Annotated in this window: 19 protein-coding genes and 16 tRNA genes; 9 read left to right on the top strand and 26 right to left on the bottom strand. The window is 72.6% G+C overall.

Features of this window, described 5'->3' with window-relative positions; genetic code table 11:
* Window positions 1–105: 105 nt before the first annotated feature.
* Both Val02_RS30150 and Val02_RS30145 read right to left on the bottom strand, forming a co-directional pair.
* The gene (locus Val02_RS30150) at window positions 106–2,247 is read right to left on the bottom strand and encodes a sensor histidine kinase (protein ID WP_203902635.1); all 2,142 of its coding nucleotides are present in this window, start codon (window positions 2,245–2,247) and stop codon (window positions 106–108) included.
* The gene (locus Val02_RS30145; RefSeq protein WP_203902634.1) at window positions 2,244–3,035 is read right to left on the bottom strand and encodes a sensor histidine kinase; all 792 of its coding nucleotides are present in this window, start codon (window positions 3,033–3,035) and stop codon (window positions 2,244–2,246) included. The genes Val02_RS30150 and Val02_RS30145 overlap by 4 nt, the downstream gene beginning before the upstream one ends.
* 88 nt (window positions 3,036–3,123) lie before the next feature.
* On the opposite strand from Val02_RS30145, the gene Val02_RS30140 reads away from it, so the two are divergent.
* Complete coding sequence (locus Val02_RS30140; protein ID WP_203902633.1) at window positions 3,124–3,498, top strand: response regulator transcription factor; 375 nt, start codon at window positions 3,124–3,126, stop codon at window positions 3,496–3,498.
* Between the two features lie 54 nt (window positions 3,499–3,552).
* Here Val02_RS30140 and Val02_RS30135 read toward each other — a convergent pair whose 3' ends face one another.
* From Val02_RS30135 to Val02_RS30125, 3 genes are all read right to left on the bottom strand, one after another.
* Complete coding sequence (locus Val02_RS30135) at window positions 3,553–4,557, bottom strand: PAS domain-containing sensor histidine kinase (protein ID WP_203902632.1); 1,005 nt, start codon at window positions 4,555–4,557, stop codon at window positions 3,553–3,555.
* A 95-nt stretch (window positions 4,558–4,652) separates the two neighbouring features.
* Window positions 4,653–4,820 (bottom strand): hypothetical protein, encoded by a 168-nt coding sequence (locus Val02_RS30130; RefSeq protein ID WP_203902631.1) that lies wholly within the window; start codon window positions 4,818–4,820, stop codon window positions 4,653–4,655.
* The gene (locus Val02_RS30125; protein WP_203902630.1) at window positions 4,817–5,452 is read right to left on the bottom strand and encodes a hypothetical protein; all 636 of its coding nucleotides are present in this window, start codon (window positions 5,450–5,452) and stop codon (window positions 4,817–4,819) included. Before Val02_RS30125 ends, Val02_RS30130 begins: the two co-directional genes overlap by 4 nt.
* A 173-nt stretch (window positions 5,453–5,625) precedes the next feature.
* Here Val02_RS30125 and Val02_RS30120 point away from each other — a divergent pair, with 173 nt between their 5' ends.
* The gene (locus tag Val02_RS30120) at window positions 5,626–6,477 is read left to right on the top strand and encodes a polysaccharide deacetylase family protein (protein ID WP_239153440.1); all 852 of its coding nucleotides are present in this window, start codon (window positions 5,626–5,628) and stop codon (window positions 6,475–6,477) included.
* Window positions 6,474–6,929, top strand: coding sequence for a GNAT family N-acetyltransferase (locus tag Val02_RS30115; protein ID WP_203902629.1), 456 nt, complete (start codon window positions 6,474–6,476; stop codon window positions 6,927–6,929). The genes Val02_RS30120 and Val02_RS30115 overlap by 4 nt, the downstream gene beginning before the upstream one ends.
* Here the strand turns inward: Val02_RS30115 and pip are convergent.
* Window positions 6,904–7,854, bottom strand: a complete 951-nt coding sequence (gene pip, locus Val02_RS30110) for a prolyl aminopeptidase (protein WP_203902628.1) — start codon at window positions 7,852–7,854, stop codon at window positions 6,904–6,906. The genes Val02_RS30115 and pip overlap by 26 nt on opposite strands.
* A 35-nt stretch (window positions 7,855–7,889) precedes the next feature.
* Here pip and Val02_RS30105 point away from each other — a divergent pair, with 35 nt between their 5' ends.
* Window positions 7,890–8,342 carry a MarR family transcriptional regulator gene (locus tag Val02_RS30105; RefSeq protein ID WP_203902627.1) on the top strand — a complete coding sequence of 151 codons (453 nt, stop codon included), beginning with the start codon at window positions 7,890–7,892 and terminating at the stop codon, window positions 8,340–8,342.
* On the opposite strand, the gene Val02_RS30100 is transcribed toward Val02_RS30105, so the two are convergent.
* The 19 genes from Val02_RS30100 to Val02_RS30010 form a co-directional block, all read right to left on the bottom strand.
* The gene (locus Val02_RS30100) at window positions 8,324–8,881 is read right to left on the bottom strand and encodes a LuxR C-terminal-related transcriptional regulator (RefSeq protein ID WP_203902626.1); all 558 of its coding nucleotides are present in this window, start codon (window positions 8,879–8,881) and stop codon (window positions 8,324–8,326) included. The genes Val02_RS30105 and Val02_RS30100 overlap by 19 nt on opposite strands.
* 192 nt (window positions 8,882–9,073) lie before the next feature.
* Window positions 9,074–9,147 (bottom strand) — tRNA-Cys (locus tag Val02_RS30095).
* A gap of 31 nt (window positions 9,148–9,178) precedes the next feature.
* Window positions 9,179–9,252 (bottom strand) — tRNA-Arg (locus tag Val02_RS30090).
* A gap of 45 nt (window positions 9,253–9,297) precedes the next feature.
* Window positions 9,298–9,382: transfer RNA gene (locus tag Val02_RS30085), tRNA-Ser, on the bottom strand.
* Window positions 9,383–9,397: 15 nt separating this feature from the next.
* Window positions 9,398–9,471: transfer RNA gene (locus Val02_RS30080), tRNA-Glu, on the bottom strand.
* Window positions 9,472–9,523: 52 nt separating this feature from the next.
* Window positions 9,524–9,599: transfer RNA gene (locus Val02_RS30075), tRNA-Met, on the bottom strand.
* A tRNA-Lys gene (locus Val02_RS30070) sits at window positions 9,599–9,674 on the bottom strand. The genes Val02_RS30075 and Val02_RS30070 overlap by 1 nt, the downstream gene beginning before the upstream one ends.
* Before the next feature lie 30 nt (window positions 9,675–9,704).
* A tRNA-Pro gene (locus Val02_RS30065) sits at window positions 9,705–9,778 on the bottom strand.
* A gap of 20 nt (window positions 9,779–9,798) precedes the next feature.
* Window positions 9,799–9,872: transfer RNA gene (locus tag Val02_RS30060), tRNA-Arg, on the bottom strand.
* 32 nt (window positions 9,873–9,904) lie between these two features.
* Window positions 9,905–9,978, bottom strand: a tRNA-Ile gene (locus Val02_RS30055).
* A gap of 55 nt (window positions 9,979–10,033) precedes the next feature.
* A tRNA-Ala gene (locus Val02_RS30050) sits at window positions 10,034–10,106 on the bottom strand.
* Window positions 10,107–10,157: 51 nt separating this feature from the next.
* Window positions 10,158–10,229 (bottom strand) — tRNA-Gln (locus Val02_RS30045).
* 20 nt (window positions 10,230–10,249) lie between these two features.
* A tRNA-Gly gene (locus tag Val02_RS30040) sits at window positions 10,250–10,323 on the bottom strand.
* 2 nt (window positions 10,324–10,325) lie between these two features.
* Window positions 10,326–10,399: transfer RNA gene (locus Val02_RS30035), tRNA-Thr, on the bottom strand.
* Between the two features lie 41 nt (window positions 10,400–10,440).
* Window positions 10,441–10,514 (bottom strand) — tRNA-Glu (locus tag Val02_RS30030).
* Between the two features lie 24 nt (window positions 10,515–10,538).
* Window positions 10,539–10,611, bottom strand: a tRNA-Phe gene (locus tag Val02_RS30025).
* 26 nt (window positions 10,612–10,637) lie between these two features.
* Window positions 10,638–10,710, bottom strand: a tRNA-Ala gene (locus Val02_RS30020).
* A 515-nt stretch (window positions 10,711–11,225) separates the two neighbouring features.
* Complete coding sequence (locus Val02_RS30015) at window positions 11,226–11,978, bottom strand: aminoglycoside phosphotransferase family protein (protein WP_203902625.1); 753 nt, start codon at window positions 11,976–11,978, stop codon at window positions 11,226–11,228.
* 104 nt (window positions 11,979–12,082) lie between these two features.
* Window positions 12,083–13,030 carry an AraC-like ligand-binding domain-containing protein gene (locus Val02_RS30010; protein ID WP_203902624.1) on the bottom strand — a complete coding sequence of 316 codons (948 nt, stop codon included), beginning with the start codon at window positions 13,028–13,030 and terminating at the stop codon, window positions 12,083–12,085.
* A 97-nt stretch (window positions 13,031–13,127) separates the two neighbouring features.
* On the opposite strand from Val02_RS30010, the gene Val02_RS30005 reads away from it, so the two are divergent.
* The 5 genes from Val02_RS30005 to Val02_RS29985 all read left to right on the top strand — a co-directional run bounded on the left by Val02_RS30005 (window position 13,128) and on the right by Val02_RS29985 (window position 19,793).
* Window positions 13,128–14,135, top strand: a complete 1,008-nt coding sequence (locus Val02_RS30005; protein ID WP_203902623.1) for an NAD(P)H-dependent flavin oxidoreductase — start codon at window positions 13,128–13,130, stop codon at window positions 14,133–14,135.
* Window positions 14,136–14,176: 41 nt separating this feature from the next.
* Window positions 14,177–14,920, top strand: a complete 744-nt coding sequence (locus Val02_RS30000; protein WP_203902622.1) for an SGNH/GDSL hydrolase family protein — start codon at window positions 14,177–14,179, stop codon at window positions 14,918–14,920.
* Between the two features lie 73 nt (window positions 14,921–14,993).
* Window positions 14,994–18,221, top strand: coding sequence for an Hsp70 family protein (locus Val02_RS48320; protein ID WP_275415629.1), 3,228 nt, complete (start codon window positions 14,994–14,996; stop codon window positions 18,219–18,221).
* A 163-nt stretch (window positions 18,222–18,384) separates the two neighbouring features.
* Entirely contained in the window at window positions 18,385–19,212 is an 828-nt protein-coding gene (locus Val02_RS29990) for a DUF4397 domain-containing protein (protein WP_203902621.1), read from the top strand.
* Complete coding sequence (locus tag Val02_RS29985) at window positions 19,209–19,793, top strand: class F sortase (RefSeq protein WP_203902620.1); 585 nt, start codon at window positions 19,209–19,211, stop codon at window positions 19,791–19,793. Before Val02_RS29990 ends, Val02_RS29985 begins: the two co-directional genes overlap by 4 nt.
* A 9-nt stretch (window positions 19,794–19,802) precedes the next feature.
* Here Val02_RS29985 and Val02_RS29980 read toward each other — a convergent pair whose 3' ends face one another.
* A complete protein-coding gene (locus Val02_RS29980) occupies window positions 19,803–20,141 on the bottom strand; it encodes a hypothetical protein (RefSeq protein ID WP_203902619.1) in 339 nt (112 codons plus the stop codon).
* Window positions 20,142–20,241: the final 100 nt, after the last annotated feature.

Raw genomic sequence — 20,241 nt, 5'->3', positions numbered from 1 at the left:
GGCGGCCTGCGCGGCGGCCTCGACCCCGCCCGACCGTCCATCCAGGACAGCCGATCTGCGGGCACCCGAACCGCCGCTGCGCATCACGGTGGTCGTGGCAGTCCCCTAGCTCACCGATTCCCGTTGCGGCACACCGGCTTCGGCGAGCGACGGGACCGTCCGGGGCAGCGTCACGAGGAACCGGGTGCCGCCGCCGGCGTGGTCCTCGACGGCGATGGAGCCGCCGTGGCGTTCGATGATGCGGCGGCAGATCGCCAGCCCCAGCCCGGTGCCGCCGTACTCGGTCGGGCGCACCCGGTAGAACGACTCGAAGACGTGCGACTTGTGGCTGTCCGGGATGCCGATCCCGCGATCCTCGAAGGCGATCGTCACCTGCCCGGGTGACTCGGTCGCGCTGATCTCGATCTCGGCGGGCCGTCCCGGCGGGGTGTACTTGACCGCGTTGCCGACGAGGTTGTCGACGACGTGGCGCAGCAGCCCCGGGTCGACGGTCATCCGCGGCAGCGGCCCGACCCGGATCAGCGGCGCCGGACGGTCGGCCGCGGCTAGGGCGACGGTGTGCTGTTCGACCACGCTGCTGATCAGCTCGGTCAGGTCGAGGGTGCGCAGGTGCAGCGGCGCGTCCCGGGCGGTCGTGTAGGCGAGCAGGTCGTCGATGAGCTGCCGCATCCGCAGTGCGCCGTGGCGGACCCGGCCGACCGAGGTGCGCGCCGTCTCGGCCGCGCTGGGCAGGTCGCTCTGCAGGGCGTCGGCGGCCACGGACGCGTAGCCGGTGATCGCCGTCAGCGGGCTCTTCAGGTCGTGCGCCACCACCGCCGCGAACTCCGCCAGGTCCGACTGGTACCGCCGCACCTCGGTCACGTCGTGGAAGACGGCGACGGCGCCGCGCCGGCCGTCGGGGAGTTCGAGGGGGCGGCCGCTGGCGCTCAGCAGCACGCCGTCGGGGCGGTGCGGGTTCTTGACGAACATCTCCACGCCGTCGGCGTCCTCGCCGCGCAGCGCGCGCATCATCGGGAGTTCCTCGACCGGGAACGGCGTCACCTGGTCGGGTTTGAACACGCCGTGGTGCGCCGGCCAGTCGGCGACGTGTCCGGCGTCGGCCGCGCCGCCGAGGATCTGCCGCGCCGCGGGGTTGTGCAGGAGGAACGTCCCGTCGGACGCGACGACGCTGACGCCTTCGCTCACGGCGTTCCACACGGCGTCGTGCAGGGCGGCGTGATGCCTGGCGTCCGCCTCCGCGGCCCGCAGCCCGGCGGTGGCCGCGTGGACCTCGGCCAGGGCGCGGGCCCGGCGGGTGCTCAACACGTGGACCAGGACGGCGAAGAGCACGCTCAGCAGGGTGCCCAGGAGCGCGGTGGCCAGCGGGCGGTCGGTGTGGCCGCCGGGGATCAGGCGCGGGTCGGCGAGCAGGTCCAGCCGCCACTGCCGCTGCGCCACCTGGACGAAGGCCCGGTCGCGCAACGGTTCCCGCGCGGCGGTGGGCAGGTTGACGGCCGCGACCGGCAGCAGCTCGCCGTCGGGTGCGGCGGCCGACAGGGTGGCGCTCACGCCCGGGTGCAGCGTGCGCTCCAGCACCGCCGCGAAGAGCCCCTGTCCGCGCAGCGCCAGCAGGACCCAGCCGCGCGGCGCGCCGTCGATGCCCCGGACCGGGGTGGCCAGGCTGATCGCGAGCTGTTGCTGCCCGCGGGGCAGGGTGGCGTCGTCGGCGAGGACGTCCGCGGTCGACGCGGCGGGTCCGCCCCGCTTCTGCGCTTCCCGGAGAACGTCGTTGAGCTCCGGCTCGGCACCGAGATCCTTGCCGCCGGGCGGCGTCGGCCGCCCGTCCAGCTGCCTGATCAGCACGCCCATCAGGTGCTCCGGTCCGCTGCCCAGCGCCTGCGCCGGCAGCCCCCACGCCTGACGCACGGCGGGCACCCGGTCGTCGGTCGCCGGCACCACGTACGTGATCGCCACGGCGCCGGGCAGGTTCTGCCGGGGCACCCCGTCGGTCACCTTGGCGAACCCGGCCGCGGTCACCTCGGCGTGCGAGCCGAGCGCGGCGGCGATCGTCTCGACGGTGTCCAGGTAGCGGTGTACCTCGGACTGGAGTTCGGCGGCGGCGAGGCCGGTCTGGCGGTCCATGGCGTCGTCGGCGGCCTCGCGCTCCTTGAGGGCCAGCAGCGCCGTGACGGTGCCGGTGACGAGCATCCCGGCGACGAGAACGGCCGCCGCGAGCGCGGCGCCACGCAGCCAACGGGTCACTCTCATGGCTGAACCTGCCATTCTCTCGGCCGGTCGGTTCGCGGGCGTTCGTGGCGCATGACCGTGCGGCCGCCGGCCGGTGGGTGCACGGGCAGGCTGACGGCGACCGTGACGCGGGCGCCCTCGGTGTGCGCGGTGAGCGTTCCGCCGTGGTGGTCGGCGATGGCGCGCACGACCGTGAGCCCCAGCCCCCGCGCGGCGTCGCCGGTGTCGCGGCGGCCGGCGGCGTGCGCCTCGCCGGTGGCCGCCTCGTGCAGGTAGTGCGCGAGCAGGCCGCCGGAGTCGTCGCGGGGCGTGCCGCCGCCGTCGGCCGTCACGGCGATCCGCAGGCCCTTGCGTTCCGGTTCGACGCGCAGCAGCACCGTGCCACCCTCGGGGCTGTGCCGCACGGCGTTGTCGAGCAGGTCGACGAGGAGGCGTTCGAGTTGGCGGGGGTCGGCGTCGAGCACGGGCAGCCCGTCGGCGTACTCGGCGCGCAGCACCACCCGGCCGGGCGCGTAGCTCTTCAGGACGCGGTCGCACAGGAGGGTCGGTTCGACCGGTTCGAGCACCAGGCCGAAGAGTCCGGCGTCGATGCTGGCCAGCACGAGCAGGTCCTCGACGAGGCTGTCGAGCCGGTGCACGCAAAATCCGATCATGGCCAGCATCTGCCGCTGAACGTCGTTGAGCGGCCCGGTGCGTTCGCTGCCGAGCAGGTCGGTGTAGCCACGGATGCCCGTCAGCGGGGTGCGCAGCTCGTGCGAGATCAGGCGCAGAAACTCCGAGCGCAGGGTGTCGAGAGGCTCATCGGTCATCGTGCCGGCCTCCTCGGGGTCCGTCCCGCCGTTCCCCACGATACCCTTTAGTCTGAAATTTCGTCATATACATGGGCGGGGTGGAACGATGTCAAGGGTGCTCGTGGCGGAGGACGACCTCGCCATCCGCGAACTGCTCGGATACCTGCTCGACTCCTCCGGGCACGAGGTGCTCAGCTGCGCCGACGGCACCACCGCCCTGGAGGTCGCCCGGCGCGAACATCCGGACCTGGCCGTCCTGGACGTGAGCATGCCCGGGATGACCGGCCTCGAGGTGTGCCGGGCGTTGCGCGGCTCCGGCGACACCGAGCTGATGCCGGTGCTGATCCTCACCTCGCACGGCCAGTGGCTGGACGTGAGCACCGGCTTCGACGCCGGCGCCGACGATTACCTGGTGAAGCCGTTCGAGCCCGCGGTGCTGCTGGAGCGCATCCGCACGCTGCTGGACCACACCGACGCCTGACCCCCGCCCGCCGATCTTGCAGTTGTGGTGCCCGACCCGCCCCGGCCGCGACGGTTATGTCGCCGCCACACCTGCAAGATCGGCGGAGGCACTCGGCAGGACCGCCACCAGTTCCGTGGCACCGGCGACCGTGCGGGTCGTGAAGCGGCCGCGGTGCCGGGCCACGATCGCGCGGCACAGCATCAGCGCCGTCGAGTCGTGGCGTTCCGCGACACCGGTGAAGAGGCGGTCCGCCCCGCGGCCCCGGATCGGGACGGTGAGCACGCGCTCGCCGGGTCCGGGCCGCACGGCGACGTCGACCGGTTCGCCGGGGCCGGCGGCGGCCAGCGCGAGGCCGAGCATCGCGTCGCACAGCCGCCGCAGCCGCTCCGGGTCGCCGGTGACGTCGGCCGGCTCACCGACCGCGAGCGACAGCTTCACCTCCGCGTCGCTCGCCGTCGCCGCCCAGCCCTGCACCGCCTCGCGCACCAGCTGGCCGAGGTCCACCACGGCCGGCGGGGGCGGCGCGGTCTCGCCCTCGATGCGGGCCAGCTCGGTGACGTTCTCGATGAGGATCAGCAGGCGGCGGGAGTTGCGGTCGATCGCCTCGAGCGGGCCGGCCATCGGGTCCTCGGGGCCGGTGGTCGCGTCGCGCAGGAGTTCGGCCAGGGCGGCGATCGAGGTGACCGGCGTGCGCAGCTCGTGCGAGACCGCCGCGACGAACTCCGCCTTCATCGCGACCAGCTCGGCGAGCGCGCGGTTCTGGCGGCGCAGCCGGGCCCGCTCGGCGAGGCGGCGCGACACGTCCCGCAGCGCGCAGCCGTATCCGCCGTCGGGCAGCGGCTGCCAGGTCCACTCGACGATCACGCCGTGCCGGGGCGACCAGCGGCCGGAACCGGCGTCGCGCACGGCGTTCGCCAGCGTCGGACCGACCACCTCCGCGAACGGTCGTCCGACGCAGTCGTCGCAGCCGAGAAGTTCGCGGGCGGCCGCGTTGGCGACCGTCACCCGCCGGTCCGGGTCGAGCACCAGCAGGCCGGTGCGCACGAGCCCCATGACGGCGGCGAGCGTCCCCTCCACTGGGCCAAGCTTAGGCGAGAAGTCCCTATTTAGCCGGAAACGCCCCACGGCGAATGTCCTATTTGTTAGCCGGAAACGCGCCGACCGCGAATGTCCTATTTGGACGTGAACGGCGCCCCGGTCAGCTCCGGCACCGTCGTCTCCGGCGCCCGCGGCACCTCGGCCGGACGGCTCCAGTACCAGGGCATCAACGTCAGCCACACCACCAGCGCCGCACCGGCGAGCAACGCCAGCAGCCCCAGCCACCCGAACGCCCGCTTCACGGCACCCGCTCCAGCGCGGCCCGGGCCGCCGCCACGGCCCCACCCGCCACGAGAACCGGTTCGCTCGGCGCCGCCTGATAGCGCACGGCGAGCGTGAGATCCCCGCGCAACACCCGAACGGTCACCTCCACCGGGGACGAACCCGGGCCGCCGCCCGAGGACGAAACCGTGCCGCCGGCCGGGGAGGGACCCGCCACGTAGGCCGAATCGCCCAACCCCCGCAGGTCCGACACCGGCACGCCGCCGGCCAGTTCGGCCCGCTTGCCCCGGGCGAACCCGTCCTGCGCGTGCTGCCCGGGATCCTGACCGCCGCGATCGCCGTGGCGCTCGACCCGCAGCCACAGCAGGCCCACCGCCGGCGCGCCCTCGCCGCTGCGGAACGCGCACACCGCGAACGTCGTGTACCGCCCCGTGCGCACGACGCGTTCGTCGACGCGGGCACCGGGCACCAGCCGCGCCAGCAGGTCGGCCGCAACGAGCGCGCACGGGTCGTCCGGCGGGGGATGCGGCGGCGACGCGAACAGTCCGGTGCCCGGGCCGACCGTCATGACGGCGACGAATCCGACGATCGCGCACGGGAGCCAGGCCCGCCGCACCACCCGGAACGGCCACGGCTCGCCACGCCCGGCCATCGCCCGTTCACCTCCCGTATCGGAAGGCTTGTCAGCGTAGCTCCCGGGCGCACTTCTCCCCCGTCCGCCGACGCACGCGCTGTGGCCCCGGCTAGATTCTTCGGCGACGCTGCAACGGTTCCCCCGGTCCGTGCCGTCTTGCACATCGTGGGCGGTGACCGGAAGGGGCACGTGTGCGGCTGTTGAAGGATGCGTTCGGGCCGGTCGGGCGTGCCGCGCTCGCCGTCGCCGCCGCGCTGGCCGTACTGGTGGGCAGCGCCGCCGCACCGGGCGCGCCGCGCGGGGTCTTCCGCGACGCGCCCGCCAACTCGCAGCCGACGCAGGGTCCCGTCCCGGCATCGCCGTCGTCGAACGCACCGCCGCCCGTGGACCTGCGCCCCGAACTCGCCGCGCGGCTGCCGAAGTTCGAGCCCGCGCCGCCGGCCGAGGCCGTCAACGTGCCGCCGAGCGGGCCGGCCGCGCCGTGGCTGGGCGCCATCCCGACCACGCAGAAGGTGGCGTTCCTGACCATCGACGACGGCTGGGAGAAGAACCCGGAGGCGGTCAAGCTGCTGCTCGCGGCTCGGATCCCGGTCGCGCTGTTCCTCACCATCGACGCCATCCGCGACAACCCCGACTTCTTCAAGGGACTCCAGGCCGCCGGCGCCACCATCGAGGCGCACACGATCAGCCACCCGAGCCTGCGCGGCAAGTCGTACGAGTTCCAGAAGCACCAGATCTGCGGCTCGGCCGATCAGCTCGGTGCCTGGTTCGGGCGGCGGCCGACGCTGTTCCGCCCGCCGTTCGGCGAGTACGACGCGGTCACCCTCAAGGCGGTGCACGACTGCGGCATGCGCGCGGCGCTGTTCTGGCGGGAGACCGTGGACAAGGGCAAGGTGAAGTACCAGTCGGGCGGTTCGGTGGCGGCCGGCGACATCCTGCTCATGCACTTCCGGCCGGCGTACGTGGACGACTTCCTCGCCGCGCTGGAGGCGATCCACGCGGCCGGCCTCACCCCCGCCGCGCTGACCGACTATCTCAAGTGAGACTCGCCCTGGTCGACCCGCCGCAGGACGAGCCGCTCGCGCACACCCTCATGGCGGTGCAGCGCGCCGCGTACGCGGTCGAGGCGGCGCTGATGGGCGACGACCGCATTCCCCCGCTGCACGAGAGCGTCGCCGAACTGCGCGCCGCCGACCTGGTGTGGCTGGCCGCGTACGAGGGCGAGACGCTCGCCGGCGCGATCGCGTGGGCCGACGACCCGGTCGAGGTCGACATCGACCGGCTGGTCGTCGACCCGGCGTACCACCGTCGTGGCATCGGCCGCGCGCTGGTCCGGGCCGTCCTCGATCATTCGGGGGAACGGCGGACGCTCGTCAGTACCGGCCGTTCCAACACCCCGGCGCGTGCCCTGTACGAGGGCCTCGGCTTCGTGCCGGTGGAGGACGCCGAAGTGCTGCCCGGGCTGTGGATCACCCGCTACCGGCACCCGCGTTAGCGGGCGCGAACCGGTCCAGCGCGGCGCGGATCGTCGCGCGCATCTCGTCGCTGCCGGTGTGCCCGGCGTCGTCGACGACGATCAGTTCGGCGTCGGGCCAGACCTGGGTCAGCTCCCACGGGGTGTAGAGCGGCCCGCTGATGTCGAGCCGCCCGTGGATCAGAACGCCCGGGATGCCGGCGAGGCGGTGCGCGTTGGCCAGGAGCACGCCCTCCTCGAGGAACACCCCCTGCGAGAAGTAGTGCGCGCAGATGCGCACCATCGCCACCAGGTCGGGACCGGGCCGGCTGCTGTACGCGCCGGGAACGCCGTTGGGCTCCTGGGAGATGACGGCGTCCTCCCAGGCGCACCAGTCGCGGGCGGCCTTCTCGCGGACCGCGGCGTCGGGATGTTCGAGCAGGCGGGCGTAGCCCTGGACCAGGTCGCCGTCCCGGTCGGCCGCGGGCAGCCCGGCGCGGAACGCCTCCCACTGTGCGGGGAAGAAGCGCCGCACGCCGTGGTAGAGCCAGTCGATCTCGATGCGCCGGCTCATGGTCACGCCGACGATCACGATCTCGCTGACCCGTTCGGGGTGGGCCTCGGTGTAGGCGAGGATCAGCGTCGACCCCCAGGAACCCCCGTAGAGCAGCCACTTCTCGATGCCGAGGTGGGTGCGGAGGCGTTCCATGTCGGCGATCAGGTGCTGCGTGGTGTTGTGCGTCAGGTCGGTGCTCGGGTCGCTCGCGTGCGGGGTGCTGCGGCCGCAGTTGCGCTGGTCGAACAGGACCACGCGGTAGCGCTCCAGGTCGAACTCGCGCGCCGAGTGGTTGGCGCAGCCGCCGCCGGGGCCACCGTGCACGACGACCGCGGGCTTGCCGTCCGGATTGCCGCGCACCTCCCAGTACACGTGGTTGCCGTCGCCGACGTCGAGCATGCCGTTCTCCATGCGAGCCAATGTAACAGTGCTGTTAGATTGGCGCCATGGAACTCCTCGGCACGCGCATGCGCCACCTGCTCGACATGCTCGAACGCGACGTCGCCGCGGTGTACACGGACTTCGGGGTCGCGGGCATCAAGCCCCGGTTCGCCCCGTACCTGCGGATCCTCGAAGCGGGGCCGATGTCGATCCGGGACCTGGCCACCACGATCGGCGTGACCCACTCGGCGGCCAGCCAGACGGTGGCGGAGCTGCGTCGCCGCGAACTGGTTACCGTCGCGGCCGGCGCCGATGCCCGCACCCGCGTCGTCACCCTCACCGAGAGCGGAGAACGCCTGCTCCCGCTCGTTCACACGGAATGGTCGGCAACGGTGGCGGCGGCCGCGACGCTCGACGCGGACCTGGAGTATCCGCTCGGCCGGCTCGTCGAGGAGGCGATCGCCGCCCTCGAACGGCGCCCGATGCGCGAGCGGATCCGTCAGTCCATGAGCCCGTAGCGGATCGCCGCCCGGGCCAGCTCCGCCTTGTTGCCCACGCCCAGCTTGTGCCGGACCCGCTGCACGTACGTGTCCACGGTGAGCTTCGACAGGCCGAGCCGGCGCGCCACCTCCTTGTGCGTGAGGCCCGAGGAGACGGAGCGCAACACCTCCGCCTCCCGGCCGGTCAGCACGCCGCGGTCGGCGCTCGGCGGCCCCAGCGGGTGGCGGTGCCCGGCGGCGACCGCCCGCACCGCGTCGGCCAGCTCCCGCACCGAGGAGTCGGCGGTCAGGTAGCCACGGAAGCCGGCCGCCAGCAGGGCCGCCGGCTCCGGCCGGTCCGGGCCGGCGCAGAACGCCAGGACGCGGTGGTGTTCCAGCAGGTCACGGGTGACCGCATAGCTCTGCGGGTTGGCGATCACGACCGCCGGTGCGGCGTCGCCGGGTGCCAGGCCGCCGCTGTCGGTGCGGACGGCCACCGGTCCCAGATCGGGGAACCCCGCCAGTGCGGCCGCGACCCCCCGCATCGCGATCGACGCGTCCGCCAGTACCACGATCATGCGTCCAGGGTGCCCGGGGGCACGCACGCGTTCTGCACGCGCTCATCCTGCGAGCTTCTCCCGCAGGGCGGTGCACGGTCGCAGGCCCCGGTGTCGAACCGGGCACTCCGCCCTTATGAGGGGTGGCCGAGCAGCCAACGCTCCGCCTGCGCGGTGAGATGCTCCATAGTGGACGGTGCGGTTCTTCAGGGCTGGAGGCCGAAGCCGGATTCGAACCGGCGTGTTCCGTTTTGCAGACGGGTCCCTAACCCCTCGGGCATACGGCCATGGGTGTCGCAGCGGTACTTCGGTGTTGCGTGCCCTCGACTGGATTCGAACCAGCGACCATCGGCCTCGGATGCCGGTGCTCTGTTCCACTGAGCTACGAAGGCGGATCGCCCGCGGGTGCGGGCACTTGCACATCTACACCTGCAGAGCGGAGGAGGTGGGATTCGAACCCACGAGGCCCTCGCGGGCCTACGCCGATTCCAACGGCGTCTCCGTAGCCGGACCGGCTCCTCCAGTGACGATGCTGCGTAGCGCGGACGGGGCTCGAACCCGCAACGCTCCTGGGTGAAAGCCAGGCGACTCTTCCATTCGTCCACCGCGCCGTGTTGCTGTTGCCGTGTTGCGCTGTTGCCGTGCACGCGTCGCGTGCATCCGTCGCAGGAGTGGGATTCGAACCCACGATCTCCGGCTTATGAGACCGGCGAGGACGACCGAGCTCCTCTACCCTGCTGGTGCGCCGCCGGGGACTCGAACCCCGCACATACTGATTAAGAGTCAGCAGCTCTACCCGCTGAGCTAGCGGCACAGATCTTGCCTACACGATCGTTCCCTTGCGTCGGACCGGCCGGATTTGAACCGGCGACCCCTCGCTCCCGAAGCGAGTGCGCTGCCAAGCTGCGCTACGATCCGTGACCAGGACTGGTGTTGCGTACCCCTGGAGAGATTCGAACTCCCGACACCCGGTGCCGTAAACCGGTGCTCTACTCCACTGAGCTACAGAGGCGGGTCTTGCTGGTGTCGCGCGGGCGCGCCACGTGTCGCCGGGTGGGCTCGAACCACCGGCCTCTTCCTTATCAGAGAAGTGCTCTGACCGACTGAGCTACGGCGACAGTGCTTGCTGGTAGTACGTGGCTTGCTTGTACTGCGTGGCTTGCTGGTACTGCGTGGACCCGGCCGGATTCGAACCGGCCGCCTCCCGCGTGCGAGGCGGGTGCTCTACCGAATGAGCTACGAGCCCGTAGGTGCTGTGTGATGCGGTACTGCTGCGATGCGGTACTGCGGTGTTGCGCTGCGGGCGGAGGATTCGAACCCCCATCGACCGGTCCAGAGCCGGTCGTGCTGCCGGTTGCACCAGCCCGCACTGGTGGTACAAGAACTACGAGCGGTTACCGGGACTCGAACCCGGGGCCTTCGCCATGGCAAGACGACGCTCTGACCGACTGAGCTACAACCGCGAAGCCATCGGCCGGATTCGAACCGGCGACCTCGGTCGTACCAGGACCGCGCTCTGACCAACTGAGCTACGAAGGCAGTGTTACCAATAACTGCACGCCGCTATGAAGGCGTGTACGTCGCCCGTCCGGGGGTCGAACCCGGTCTTCCGGAGTGAGAGTCCAGGGGTCTACCTACCTCAACCTCACGGGCGTGGTGCGCTGTGCGCCTACTGGCGTACCTCCCGCCGGGGTCGAACCGGCAACCTCGCGGGCTTCAACCGCGCGCTCTACCATCCGAGCTCGAGAGGCAGGACTGTCCACAAGGGACAGTTGCGTGGACAAGGGCGGATTCGAACCGCCGACCTCCGGTGTGCCGTACCGGCGCGCTACCGACTGCGCCACAAGCCCATCGTCCGGAACCCCCGAGTCGAACGGGGTGTCTCGTGCTTCCAACGCACGCGGGTTTCCGTCTCCCCCGCTCCGGATATGCACCATCCACTATGAAGTTCTCAACGATCGATTCCCGCATTGCAGCGGGCATAATTGAGCACGAAGAATTGCACGCCTGGAAAGCGTGAAGAAAAGCGAGCCAGAGCCATTGCGACTCATGGAAATCGAGTCAGGGAAAAGAAAAACCGCCCGGTCCCGGATCGGGAGGGGCGGCGGCTGCGCGCTGGATGCGCTCTAGCCGGCCCACCGACCCATACCCGCCTCGCGGGCTTCAGACATGCGGAAACCCGCAGGCTGACAGGCTGGACGCCGAATCTCGTTCATCGGACCAAAGGTCGTCTGCTTCGCGGACACGGCACTCCTCCTGATCTTCTGCGTGGGGCTCCACTACCTGGATCCCGGTGGGCGTTGCTTGCGTGGTTACAAAGGTAAGCCCCCCACGCAACCGCTGCAAGCATTTATTCGAGGCAGTTTCAAAGGCCGGGGAAAAGCGCGCGATTGGCGCGACTCCAGGCGATGCGTTCGACCACCGCGTCGAAGTCGCCGGCGGCCCGCCAGCCCGCCTGCGGCTGCACCCCCGCGTCGGCCAGGCGGTGCGCGCGCGACAGGACGAGTTCCTGTTGGGCGATGACCGCGTCGACGAGGCCGGACGTGTCGGTGAGCCCGTAGGCGGTGGCGAAGCGTTCGACCCGGCGGGCGCGGTCGGGTGGCGCCGGGTGGCGCATCGCCCGCACGGCCTCGGCGTCGTCGCGGAACGGCGCCACGTACTCCAGCGCGTACGCCACGTCGTGCATCGGCGGCGCGGGCCACGCGAGGTCCCAGTCGATGATGCCGATCGGGCGATCGCCTTTCCAGACAAGGTTCCACGGGCCGAAGTCGCCGTGGCAGACGACCTCGCCCTCGCCGACGGGGCCGGGATGCGTGGACCACTCCGCGCCCGGCGGGGGTGTGAAGCCGGCGACCGCGTCGTGATAGTCGCGCAGCAGGCGGGCCATCGCGACGAGGCCGGCGTCGCCGACGACCGGCGCCCAGCCGTCCGCCCCGGACTCACCGTCCACATAGGACAGGACCTCGAAGCCGTCCCCGTCGATGCCGAGAAACCTTGGCGAATAAGGGAATCCGATCGACTCCAGGTACTCCAGCAGCAGGTGCACCGTGTCGCTCCACGGGTACAACGGCCGGCGCACGGTGTCGCCGACGCGCACGATCCGGCCGTCAACGCCCATCGAACGGCTCCGGCTCCGTGCCGGCGAGCAGCAGGACGGCCGGCGCGGACGGGTCGCCCACGAAGTCCCCGATCCGGGAGGCCATGGATCTTCCCTCCCCTGGCCTACGCCGTCCGGTCCGAGATACCGAGCCCTCCGCGCCGGACCTCGGCGGGCGTGCTGCCGAACTCCCGCCGGAACACCCGGTGGAAACTGCTCACGTCCCCGAACCCCGCCTCGGCCGCGACGTCGATCACCCGCAGGTGACTCAGGGCCGGATCGCGCAGTGCGCGCAGGGCGTGTTCGAGCCGCATCCGGCGCACGGTACCAGCGAACGAGCGCTCCCGCCCGACGAACTGCCGGTGCAGCCACCGCACCGACACGCCCAGCCTTCGCGCGGTGGCCGCCGGCGACAGGTCGTCGTCGCCGAGATGCTCCTCGATGTCGGCCACGACGGCCCGGTAGGAACGCGGCGAGGCGGGACCCGACGGGACGGCGGATTCCCCGATGACGGCCAGCATCCCGCCGGTCAGCACGGCGAGCCGGGCCGCCGCACCGGCCTCCAGACCGGGCCGGCTCAACGCGATCAGCGCGTGCCGCACGGCGGCGCCGACACCGGTCGCCGTGTCGACCCGGACGGCGGTGCGCGGCGCCCCGGACGCGGCCGACTCGATCAGGTCGCGCGGCACGTACAGCGACAGTTGCCGGAAATCCCCGCCGAACTCGAACCGGAACGGCCGGTCGGCGTGCACCAGCGCCAGATCGCCGGGGCGCAGCACCGCCGTGCGCCCGTCCTGGTGCATGAGGCTGGTCCCGCGGATCTGCAGGTTGGCGTAGTAGCCGCCGCGCGGCGCGCGGGCCACGTCGCGTTCGGTGCGGTGCACCAGCTGACACTGCGAGTCGATGCGGGCCAGCGTCACCGCGCCGAACGGCCACTGGGTCACCGTGCCCGCGAACCCGTCCCGCAGCGGCGACTCGGGCGTGAGGTCCAGCAGCGCCTCGCAGACCAGCTCCCGCCAGTGCGCGAACTGACGCGACGGCGGCGAACTGAGCGTGCTCCACGTCAACGGCATCGATCCCCCTGTCGGGCCTGCGACGGTGGCACGCGTTGCCACATCCGCGGGCACCGGGCGCCACGCCCACCGCCGTTGATCGCGGCACCGTGCGGTGATGACGTTGCGGACCCGGTTCACCGAAGCCTATGAACTGTCGACGCCGATCGCCCAGGCGGGAATGGCGTTCGTCGGAATGTCGCCACATCTCGCGGTGGCGGTGAGCCGCGCCGGCGCGCTGGGCGCGCTGGGCGTCGGGATCCTGCCGGTGCCGGCCATGAACGCGGCCGTCGCGGGGATCCGGGCCGGCACGGCGAAGCCGTTCCACGTCAACCTGATCACGCCGTTCGCGACGCCGGCGCACGTCGACGCGCTGTGCGCCACGGCCCCGGCGGCGGTGTCGTTCCACTGGGGGCATCCGCCGCGGGAGTGGCTGGACCGGTTGCACACGGCCGGGGTGCGGGTGTTCGAGCAGGTGGGGTCGGTCGATGACGCGCTGCGCGCGGTGGACGACGGCGTGGACGTGGTCGTGGCCCAGGGCCGCGAGGCGGGTGGGCACTGCGCGTCGGCGCTGCCGACGTTCGTGCTGGTGCCCGCCGTGGTCGATGCCGTGGGGCCGGCCCTGGTCCTCGCCGCGGGCGGGATCTCCGACGGGCGCGGGCTGGCCGCCGCCCTCATGCTGGGTGCCGACGGTGTTTTCGTGGGAACGCGTTTTGTGGCCACGCACGAGTCGACGGCGCACGACGGGTACAAGGCGCGTCTGGTGCGCGCCTCGGGTGCGGACACGGTGAGCACGTCGCTGTTCGGGCCGGAGCAGCCGGCGTTCAATCCGATGCGGGTGCTGCGCACCAAGGTGGTGCGGGAGTGGCACGACCGGGTCGCCGCACGGGAGACCGCGGAACGTCCGACGGTAGGGCAGCTCGACCTGAACGGCGAGCGGATGCAGCTGCGCCGGTTCGACAGCATCCCGCCGACCACGATGACCACCGGTGACCTGGAGGAGATGGCGTTGCCGGCGGGGCAGGGGGTTGGTCTGGTCGACCGGGTCCTGCCGGCGGCGACGGTGGTGGCCGAGATGACGGCCCGGGCGGAGGAACTGCTCGGACACGGCTGGGGAAACCATTAGTCTTTTACGTCCGGTTTACGGGGCAATGATACTTTCCCCACATGATCGGCCAGCGGCGCTACAGTGCTGATTTCAACTACATGGCCATCGGCGACTCGTTCTCCTCCGGCGTCGGCACCAGCGCGTTCGACCGGTCGAGCCGGGAGTGCCTGCGCAGCGGCTACGCGTTCCCCCGGCTGCTCGCCGAACGGCTGCCCGACCTGCGGCTGCGCCACCTCGCCTGCAGCGGCGCCGGCGTCGCCGACGTCATCGTGCGCCAGGTTCCGCAGCTCGACCGCCGCACCGAACTGGTCACCGTCACCGCGGGCGGCAACGACGTCGGGTTCACGCCGACCCTCGCTCAGTGCTTCTTCGGAACGGCCGCCGCCTGCCGCTGGGCCGCCGGCGGCTCCTCGCTGCGCGCCCGGCGCGCGCTGCCCCCGCGGCTCGCGCAGTTGTACCGGGGCATCCGCGCCGCCGCGCCCGACGCGACGGTGGTGGCCCTGGGCTACCCGCGCCTGTTCGCGCCCACCGGCTCGCTCGGCCTGCGCATCGGCCCCGAACGCCGCGCCGCCATCAACGGCGTCGCCGACCAACTCGCCGAGGTGCAGGCTCAGGTCGCCGAATCGATGGGAATCCGATTCGTGGACGTAAGAACGGCTTTTTCCGGGCACGAGGCGGGCAGTTCCACGCCCTGGATCAATCCGGTGCGAATGCGCGCACTCTCACATTCGATCCACCCGAACGCCCGCGGCCACAGCCGCGGATATCTGCCGCTGTTGATGGACGCGCTGGCAACTCTGTAGACGCAATTCTTATTCGCATTGGCGACAGCCGGGGCCGATAGCGCGACGGGCATCGGTTGGCTACGGTGCGGATGTGGACCGGACGGGTTTCCGCCTCGGAATCGATTTCGGCACCTCGCACACCGTCGCGGTACTGCATTGGCCCGACGGTCGCGCCAAGGTGCTCCTTTTCGACGGTTCACCGCTGCTGCCCTCCGCCGTTTACGCCGAGCCGGACGGGCGGCTCGTGGTCGGCCGCGACGCGGTCAACAGTTCGCGGATCGACCCCGGCCGCTACGAACCCAACCCGAAGCGGCGCATCGACGACGGCAGCGTGCTGCTCGGGGAGTTCGAGTTCCCGGTCGAGGACGTCATCGCGGCGGTCCTGCGCCTGGTGGCCGACGAGGCGGCCCGGACGGCCGGCGTCCCGCTCACCGCCATCACGCTGACCTGCCCCGCCGCGTGGGGGCCGCGCCGGCGGCGGATCCTCGTGACGGGCGCGGCCCGGGCCGGCTTCCCCGACGTGCGCGTCATCGAGGAACCGGTCGCCGCCGCCACCTACTTCGCGCAGGTCCTCGGGCATCGGATGGCCGTCGGGTCGGCCGTCGTGGTGTACGACTTCGGCGGCGGGACGTTCGACGTCAGCGTGCTCGAACGCACCGTGTACGGCTTCCGCACGCTCGCCGTCGACGGGCGGGACGACATCGGCGGGCTGGACCTGGACGAGGCACTGATCGACTTCCTGGTGGCCGAGCACTCGCACCACGACCCGCCCGCGTGGCGCCGCCTGCAGGAGCCCGCCACCAGCCACGAACGCCGCCAACGCCGGCTCTTCCGCGACGACGTGCGCGGCGCCAAGGAACGGCTCTCCCGCCATCCGACCGCCGAGCTGTACGTGCCCGGCTTCGACCGGAACGTCCACGTGACGCGCGAGGAGTTCGAGGCGGTGGTGCGGCCGCTGCTCGACGAGACGGTGCGGCTGACCGGTGCCCTGGTGCGGCGCACCGGCGTGTCCCGGGTGGCCGGCGTCTTCCTGGTCGGCGGCTCGAGCCGGCTGCCCCTGGTCAGCACCCTCGTCCACCGCACACTGGGCAACCCGCCCACGGTGATCGAGCAGCCGGAACTCGTGGTGGCCGAGGGCAGCGTGCTGGTGCGCGGGGTCGGCGCCGCAGCCGCACTACCGGGCGCCGAACAGTACCCGCCCGGCCTGCCCGGACCGTTGGACGCGCCCGGTCCCTTCGGTCCGCCCGACGGCGCGGGCCCGACGGGATCGCCCGCCGCACCCGGCTCACCGGTCGGACCCGGGCCGCTCGGACCGCGCCCGCCCGTCGGCGACGCGTGGCCCCCGCACCAGCCCGGCCAACCCGTCTCCGCCCCACCGAACGGCTACCCCCCACCCGGCCCGTGGCCGGCACCGCCACCACCCGCCGGCGAGCCACCCGGCTCCGCCCCGCCCGAACCGTGGCCGGCACCGCACCCGTCCGGGACCCTGGCTCCCCGGCCGACCAGCGGCGCACCGGCCGCAGCGCCGCACGGCCTGTGGCCGGCACAACGGTCCGGATCACCGGCGCCGTCGCCGACGAACCCACCGCCGGAGCGCGCCGCCCCGCACCAGCCACCGGCCTGGCGGCCGGCCCCGCAGCCCGACCCGGTCGCGGGTGCGTCGGCCGCCACCGCGCCGCAGCACCGGACGTGGGATTCACCGGCGTCGCCGCGCTCCGAGCTGCCCGCGCCGGTCACCGGCGCACCGGGCGCCGAGGACCCGTGGCAGCAGGCAGGACCGCCTTCCCGCCACGCATGGCACCCCGGCGGTCGCGCCGCACCCCGGCAACCCGACCCGGCGCCCATGAGCGGCCCGGCCTCCCCGACGAGCGGCGTGCCAGGGCCCGCGACAGCGCCGGCGGCGCCCCACCGGCCCGCGCCGGAGCCGCCCACCCCGCAGTTGCCGCTGCCGCTCCCACCCGGCTGGCCGTCATCGTCCCCGGCGCCCGACCCGAACGCACCGCAGGCCTCCACACCCGCACCGCCGCCGCCCGGCCCGCAGCTCCGTCAGCGGGCGTCCGCACCTGCCGGAGCATCCCCGCGGCCGCCGGTCCCGCCGGCGGAAGGTCCACAGCAAGCCACGCCGGGCACCACACCGCCGGCGGACCGGGAGTCCCACCGGCAGCAGATCGACGGGCACGGCTGGGCAGCCGCCCCCACGCGACCGCCGTCCACCCCGCACACCGAAGCCGAGCGGCCGTCACCCGCCCGGCACACCGAGCCCGGGCTGCGAGCCCCGCTCCGGCCGCCGGCCACAGCACATCCGCCCGCCACGAGCTGGCCCCCGCCGCCGCCCGCACCCGATCGACCAGCACCCGCCCGACCGGCACAGCCTCCGGCCGAGGCCCCACCGGCGACGACCTCCCCCGCCGGCCCCTCCGTCGCGCCCGAGCCGCCCGCGGTCCCGGCGGCCACCGGCCGAGCGGCCCCGATCGTGCCCGACCGCCCCGCCCGGACACCGACCGCCGAGCCACCGGCAGCCGAGCCACCGGAGCCCGCGACGCCGGGCCGTCCCGAGCACGATCGCGCCGAGCGTGGGCGGGCGGCGCCGGGCCGGGCCGAGCCGCAGCATGTCGAGCGTGAGCGTCAGGTACCGGGCCGGGGCGGGCGGCGCGGGACGCGTGCGCGGAGGGCCGTCGTGCTCGCCGTCGCCCTGGCGGCGATCGTCGCGCTCGCGCTCTCCGTGGCGTCGTTCCGCAAGGGGGATCGGAGCGGTCCCGGGCGGGCCACCCCGGCGACGAGCCAGCCGGCCGACGGTTCGCTGACGAGTGCCGGCCCACCCGACCCGTGCTGGTCCGGCGCCACCCGCGAACAGGCTCCCGCCGGCGCCCCCGCCGCGAAACCGGCGTTCACGCTGGACGACCGTTGGCGCTGGCACGAGGACCCGACCGGGTACCGCATCCCGGTGCTCAAGGAGTGGCAGCAGTCCCAGAACCCGGCGGGCGTCTGCTTCGCCGAGCCGCACGGCGCGGTCTACCTGGGTGTGCGGGTATCGCCGGCGGGCGACGACCCCGCCGCCCACATCCGCGCCGTGGAGGAGCGGGCGCGGGCGCTCCCGGGGTACCAGCGGGTGGCCGTCATCGACCGCCCGGAGTCGGCATTCCCGACCGGACTCGAATTCACGTTCAAGCTCGGCGACGATCTCATGCGCGCCGAGATCCATTCACAGACGAGCGGTCCTCGCATTTACGACGTCTATTGGTGCACCTGGGACGACGACTGGAAGAACAACCGCCAGGATCTCTCCGTGGTGATCGGCGGTTTCCGTCCGGCCCAATGACGGCCGGCCGAAATGGTTATGGCATGTCGCGTACCCGATCGAGCCGAGCCCTGAACGGGTTCCGCCGCTTATCTGTAATGCAGACCGGAACGGCCGTTGTCCCATCCGAATACGCGGCGGAAAGATTTCCGCAGACCGCATTCCTATTCCGCCGGGAGGACCAGTGTCCCTACTTCGCCGGGTCGCCGCATCCATCGCCACCACCACAATCGCCGCGGGTTTCTTCCTGTTACCGGCGGCACCCGCGCAGGCGGCCGGCGTCGGTTACGTCCGTCTCGCGCACCTGGTGCCGGACAAGATCGAGTGCGACATGTACATCCATCTCAACTCCGTCACCGGTGACGTGCTGCAGACCCTGCCGGCCGTCAAGTACGGGACGGTGTCGGCGTACAAGTCGCTGCCGGCCGGCACCTACTCCGTGTCGATGCGCAAGCCGGGCGACCCGCCGAACAGCCCGCCCGTCCTCAGCACCTCCGTGACGGTGGTGGAGGGCAAGGGCTACACGGTGGCGCGGATCGGTTCGCCGGACAAGTCGGAGGCGCGGGTCATCGAGGACGACCGGACGCCGCCGGCGGCCAACAAGGGCAAGGTGCGCGTCGTGCAGGCCGCCCAGCGCACGCTGGACGTGACGGTCGAGGGCGGGCCGGCGATCGCGTCGAGCGTGGCGTTCGCGAGCGCGACCGGCTACAAGGAGGTCGACGCGGGCGGGCGGACGTTCAGCGTGGCGCCGTCGGGCGGCCAGGCGGTCAAGCTCCAGCAGAACGTCGCCTCCGGCAGCGTGTACTCCATCCTCGTCACCGAGGACACCAGCGGCGGCGTGAAGGCCACGATCCTCACCGACGCCCGCCGCGACGGGAGCATGCCGGAGGGCGGCGTGGCGACCGGTGGCGGCGGGTCGCGGCCGGACGACATGGCGTTCCCGATGATGCTGCTCAGCACGCTCATGCTGGTGGCGGCGGGCCTGTTGATCGTGCGACGCCGGGCGACATGACCCGGATCCGGGTGGCCGTTCTCCTGGTGGTGACCGCGGCGCTCGTCGCGGTCACCACCGTCGGTTGGTCCCGCTCCGTGGCCTCCACCCGCTGGTTTCCCGGGGGAACGGCCGCGCCGGTCAGCACGCCGGAAGCAGCCGCGGCCGGACCGCCGAAACGGTTGCGGATTCCCGCGCTCGGCATGGACGTCCCGCTCGGCACGGTGGGGCTGGACCAGGCGGGTGCGATCGCCGCCCCGAAGGACTACGCCCAGGCGGCCTGGTACGACGGCGGCACCGCGCCGGGCGACCCGGGACCGGCGGTCATCGTCGGCCACGTCGACTCGACGAACGGCCCCGCCGTCTTCTTCGACCTGCCGCGCCTGCGCACCGGCGACACCATCGACGTCGAACGCGACTCGGGCACGGTCCGCTTCACCGTGGTGGCCGTGCGGCAGTACCCGAAGGACGATTTCCCCACGGCGGAGGTGCACGCGGCGACACCCGGGCCGGAGCTGCGGCTGATCACCTGCGGCGGCGACTTCAACCGTCGCGAACGCCACTACACCGACAACATCGTCGTCTACGCGATCGTCGTCTGAACGGCCCCGCTACGTCAGATAGCCGGACCGGTCCGGGTCGGGAACGGCCGTCACGATCCTGTCGCCGACCACGTCGAGCCGCACCCAGAAGTCCCGCTCGCAGACGGGACACACGGTGTAGCCCGCACCGGTGGCGTCGCCCCTGTCCGGGCACCGCAGCGGCTTGTCCCGGCGCCCGCCGGCCCACCGGAGCGGCTCTCCCAACCGGTAGGTCCGCAGGTCCAGCAACCCCAGCCGGAACTCCACCTCGCACGCCGCGCGCTCATCACAATGCGGGCACTGGAGCTCGGCCTGGAGCAGGTTGTACGAACCCACGATCTGACCCCCGGTCGCATCCGCCGCCGCCATGCTGGCACGATTCGGCGCCGAGCGTCACGGCCGTCGGTGGTAGATGTTGCGGCGTGGCCGTCTCTGCGGATCCAGGTAAGGGGGTGGGAGGAATTCGGGT

This window comes from Virgisporangium aliadipatigenens, from assembly GCF_016863615.1.
Taxonomy (GTDB): domain Bacteria; phylum Actinomycetota; class Actinomycetes; order Mycobacteriales; family Micromonosporaceae; genus Virgisporangium; species Virgisporangium aliadipatigenens.
This window is presented reverse-complemented; position numbering and strand designations above follow the sequence as displayed.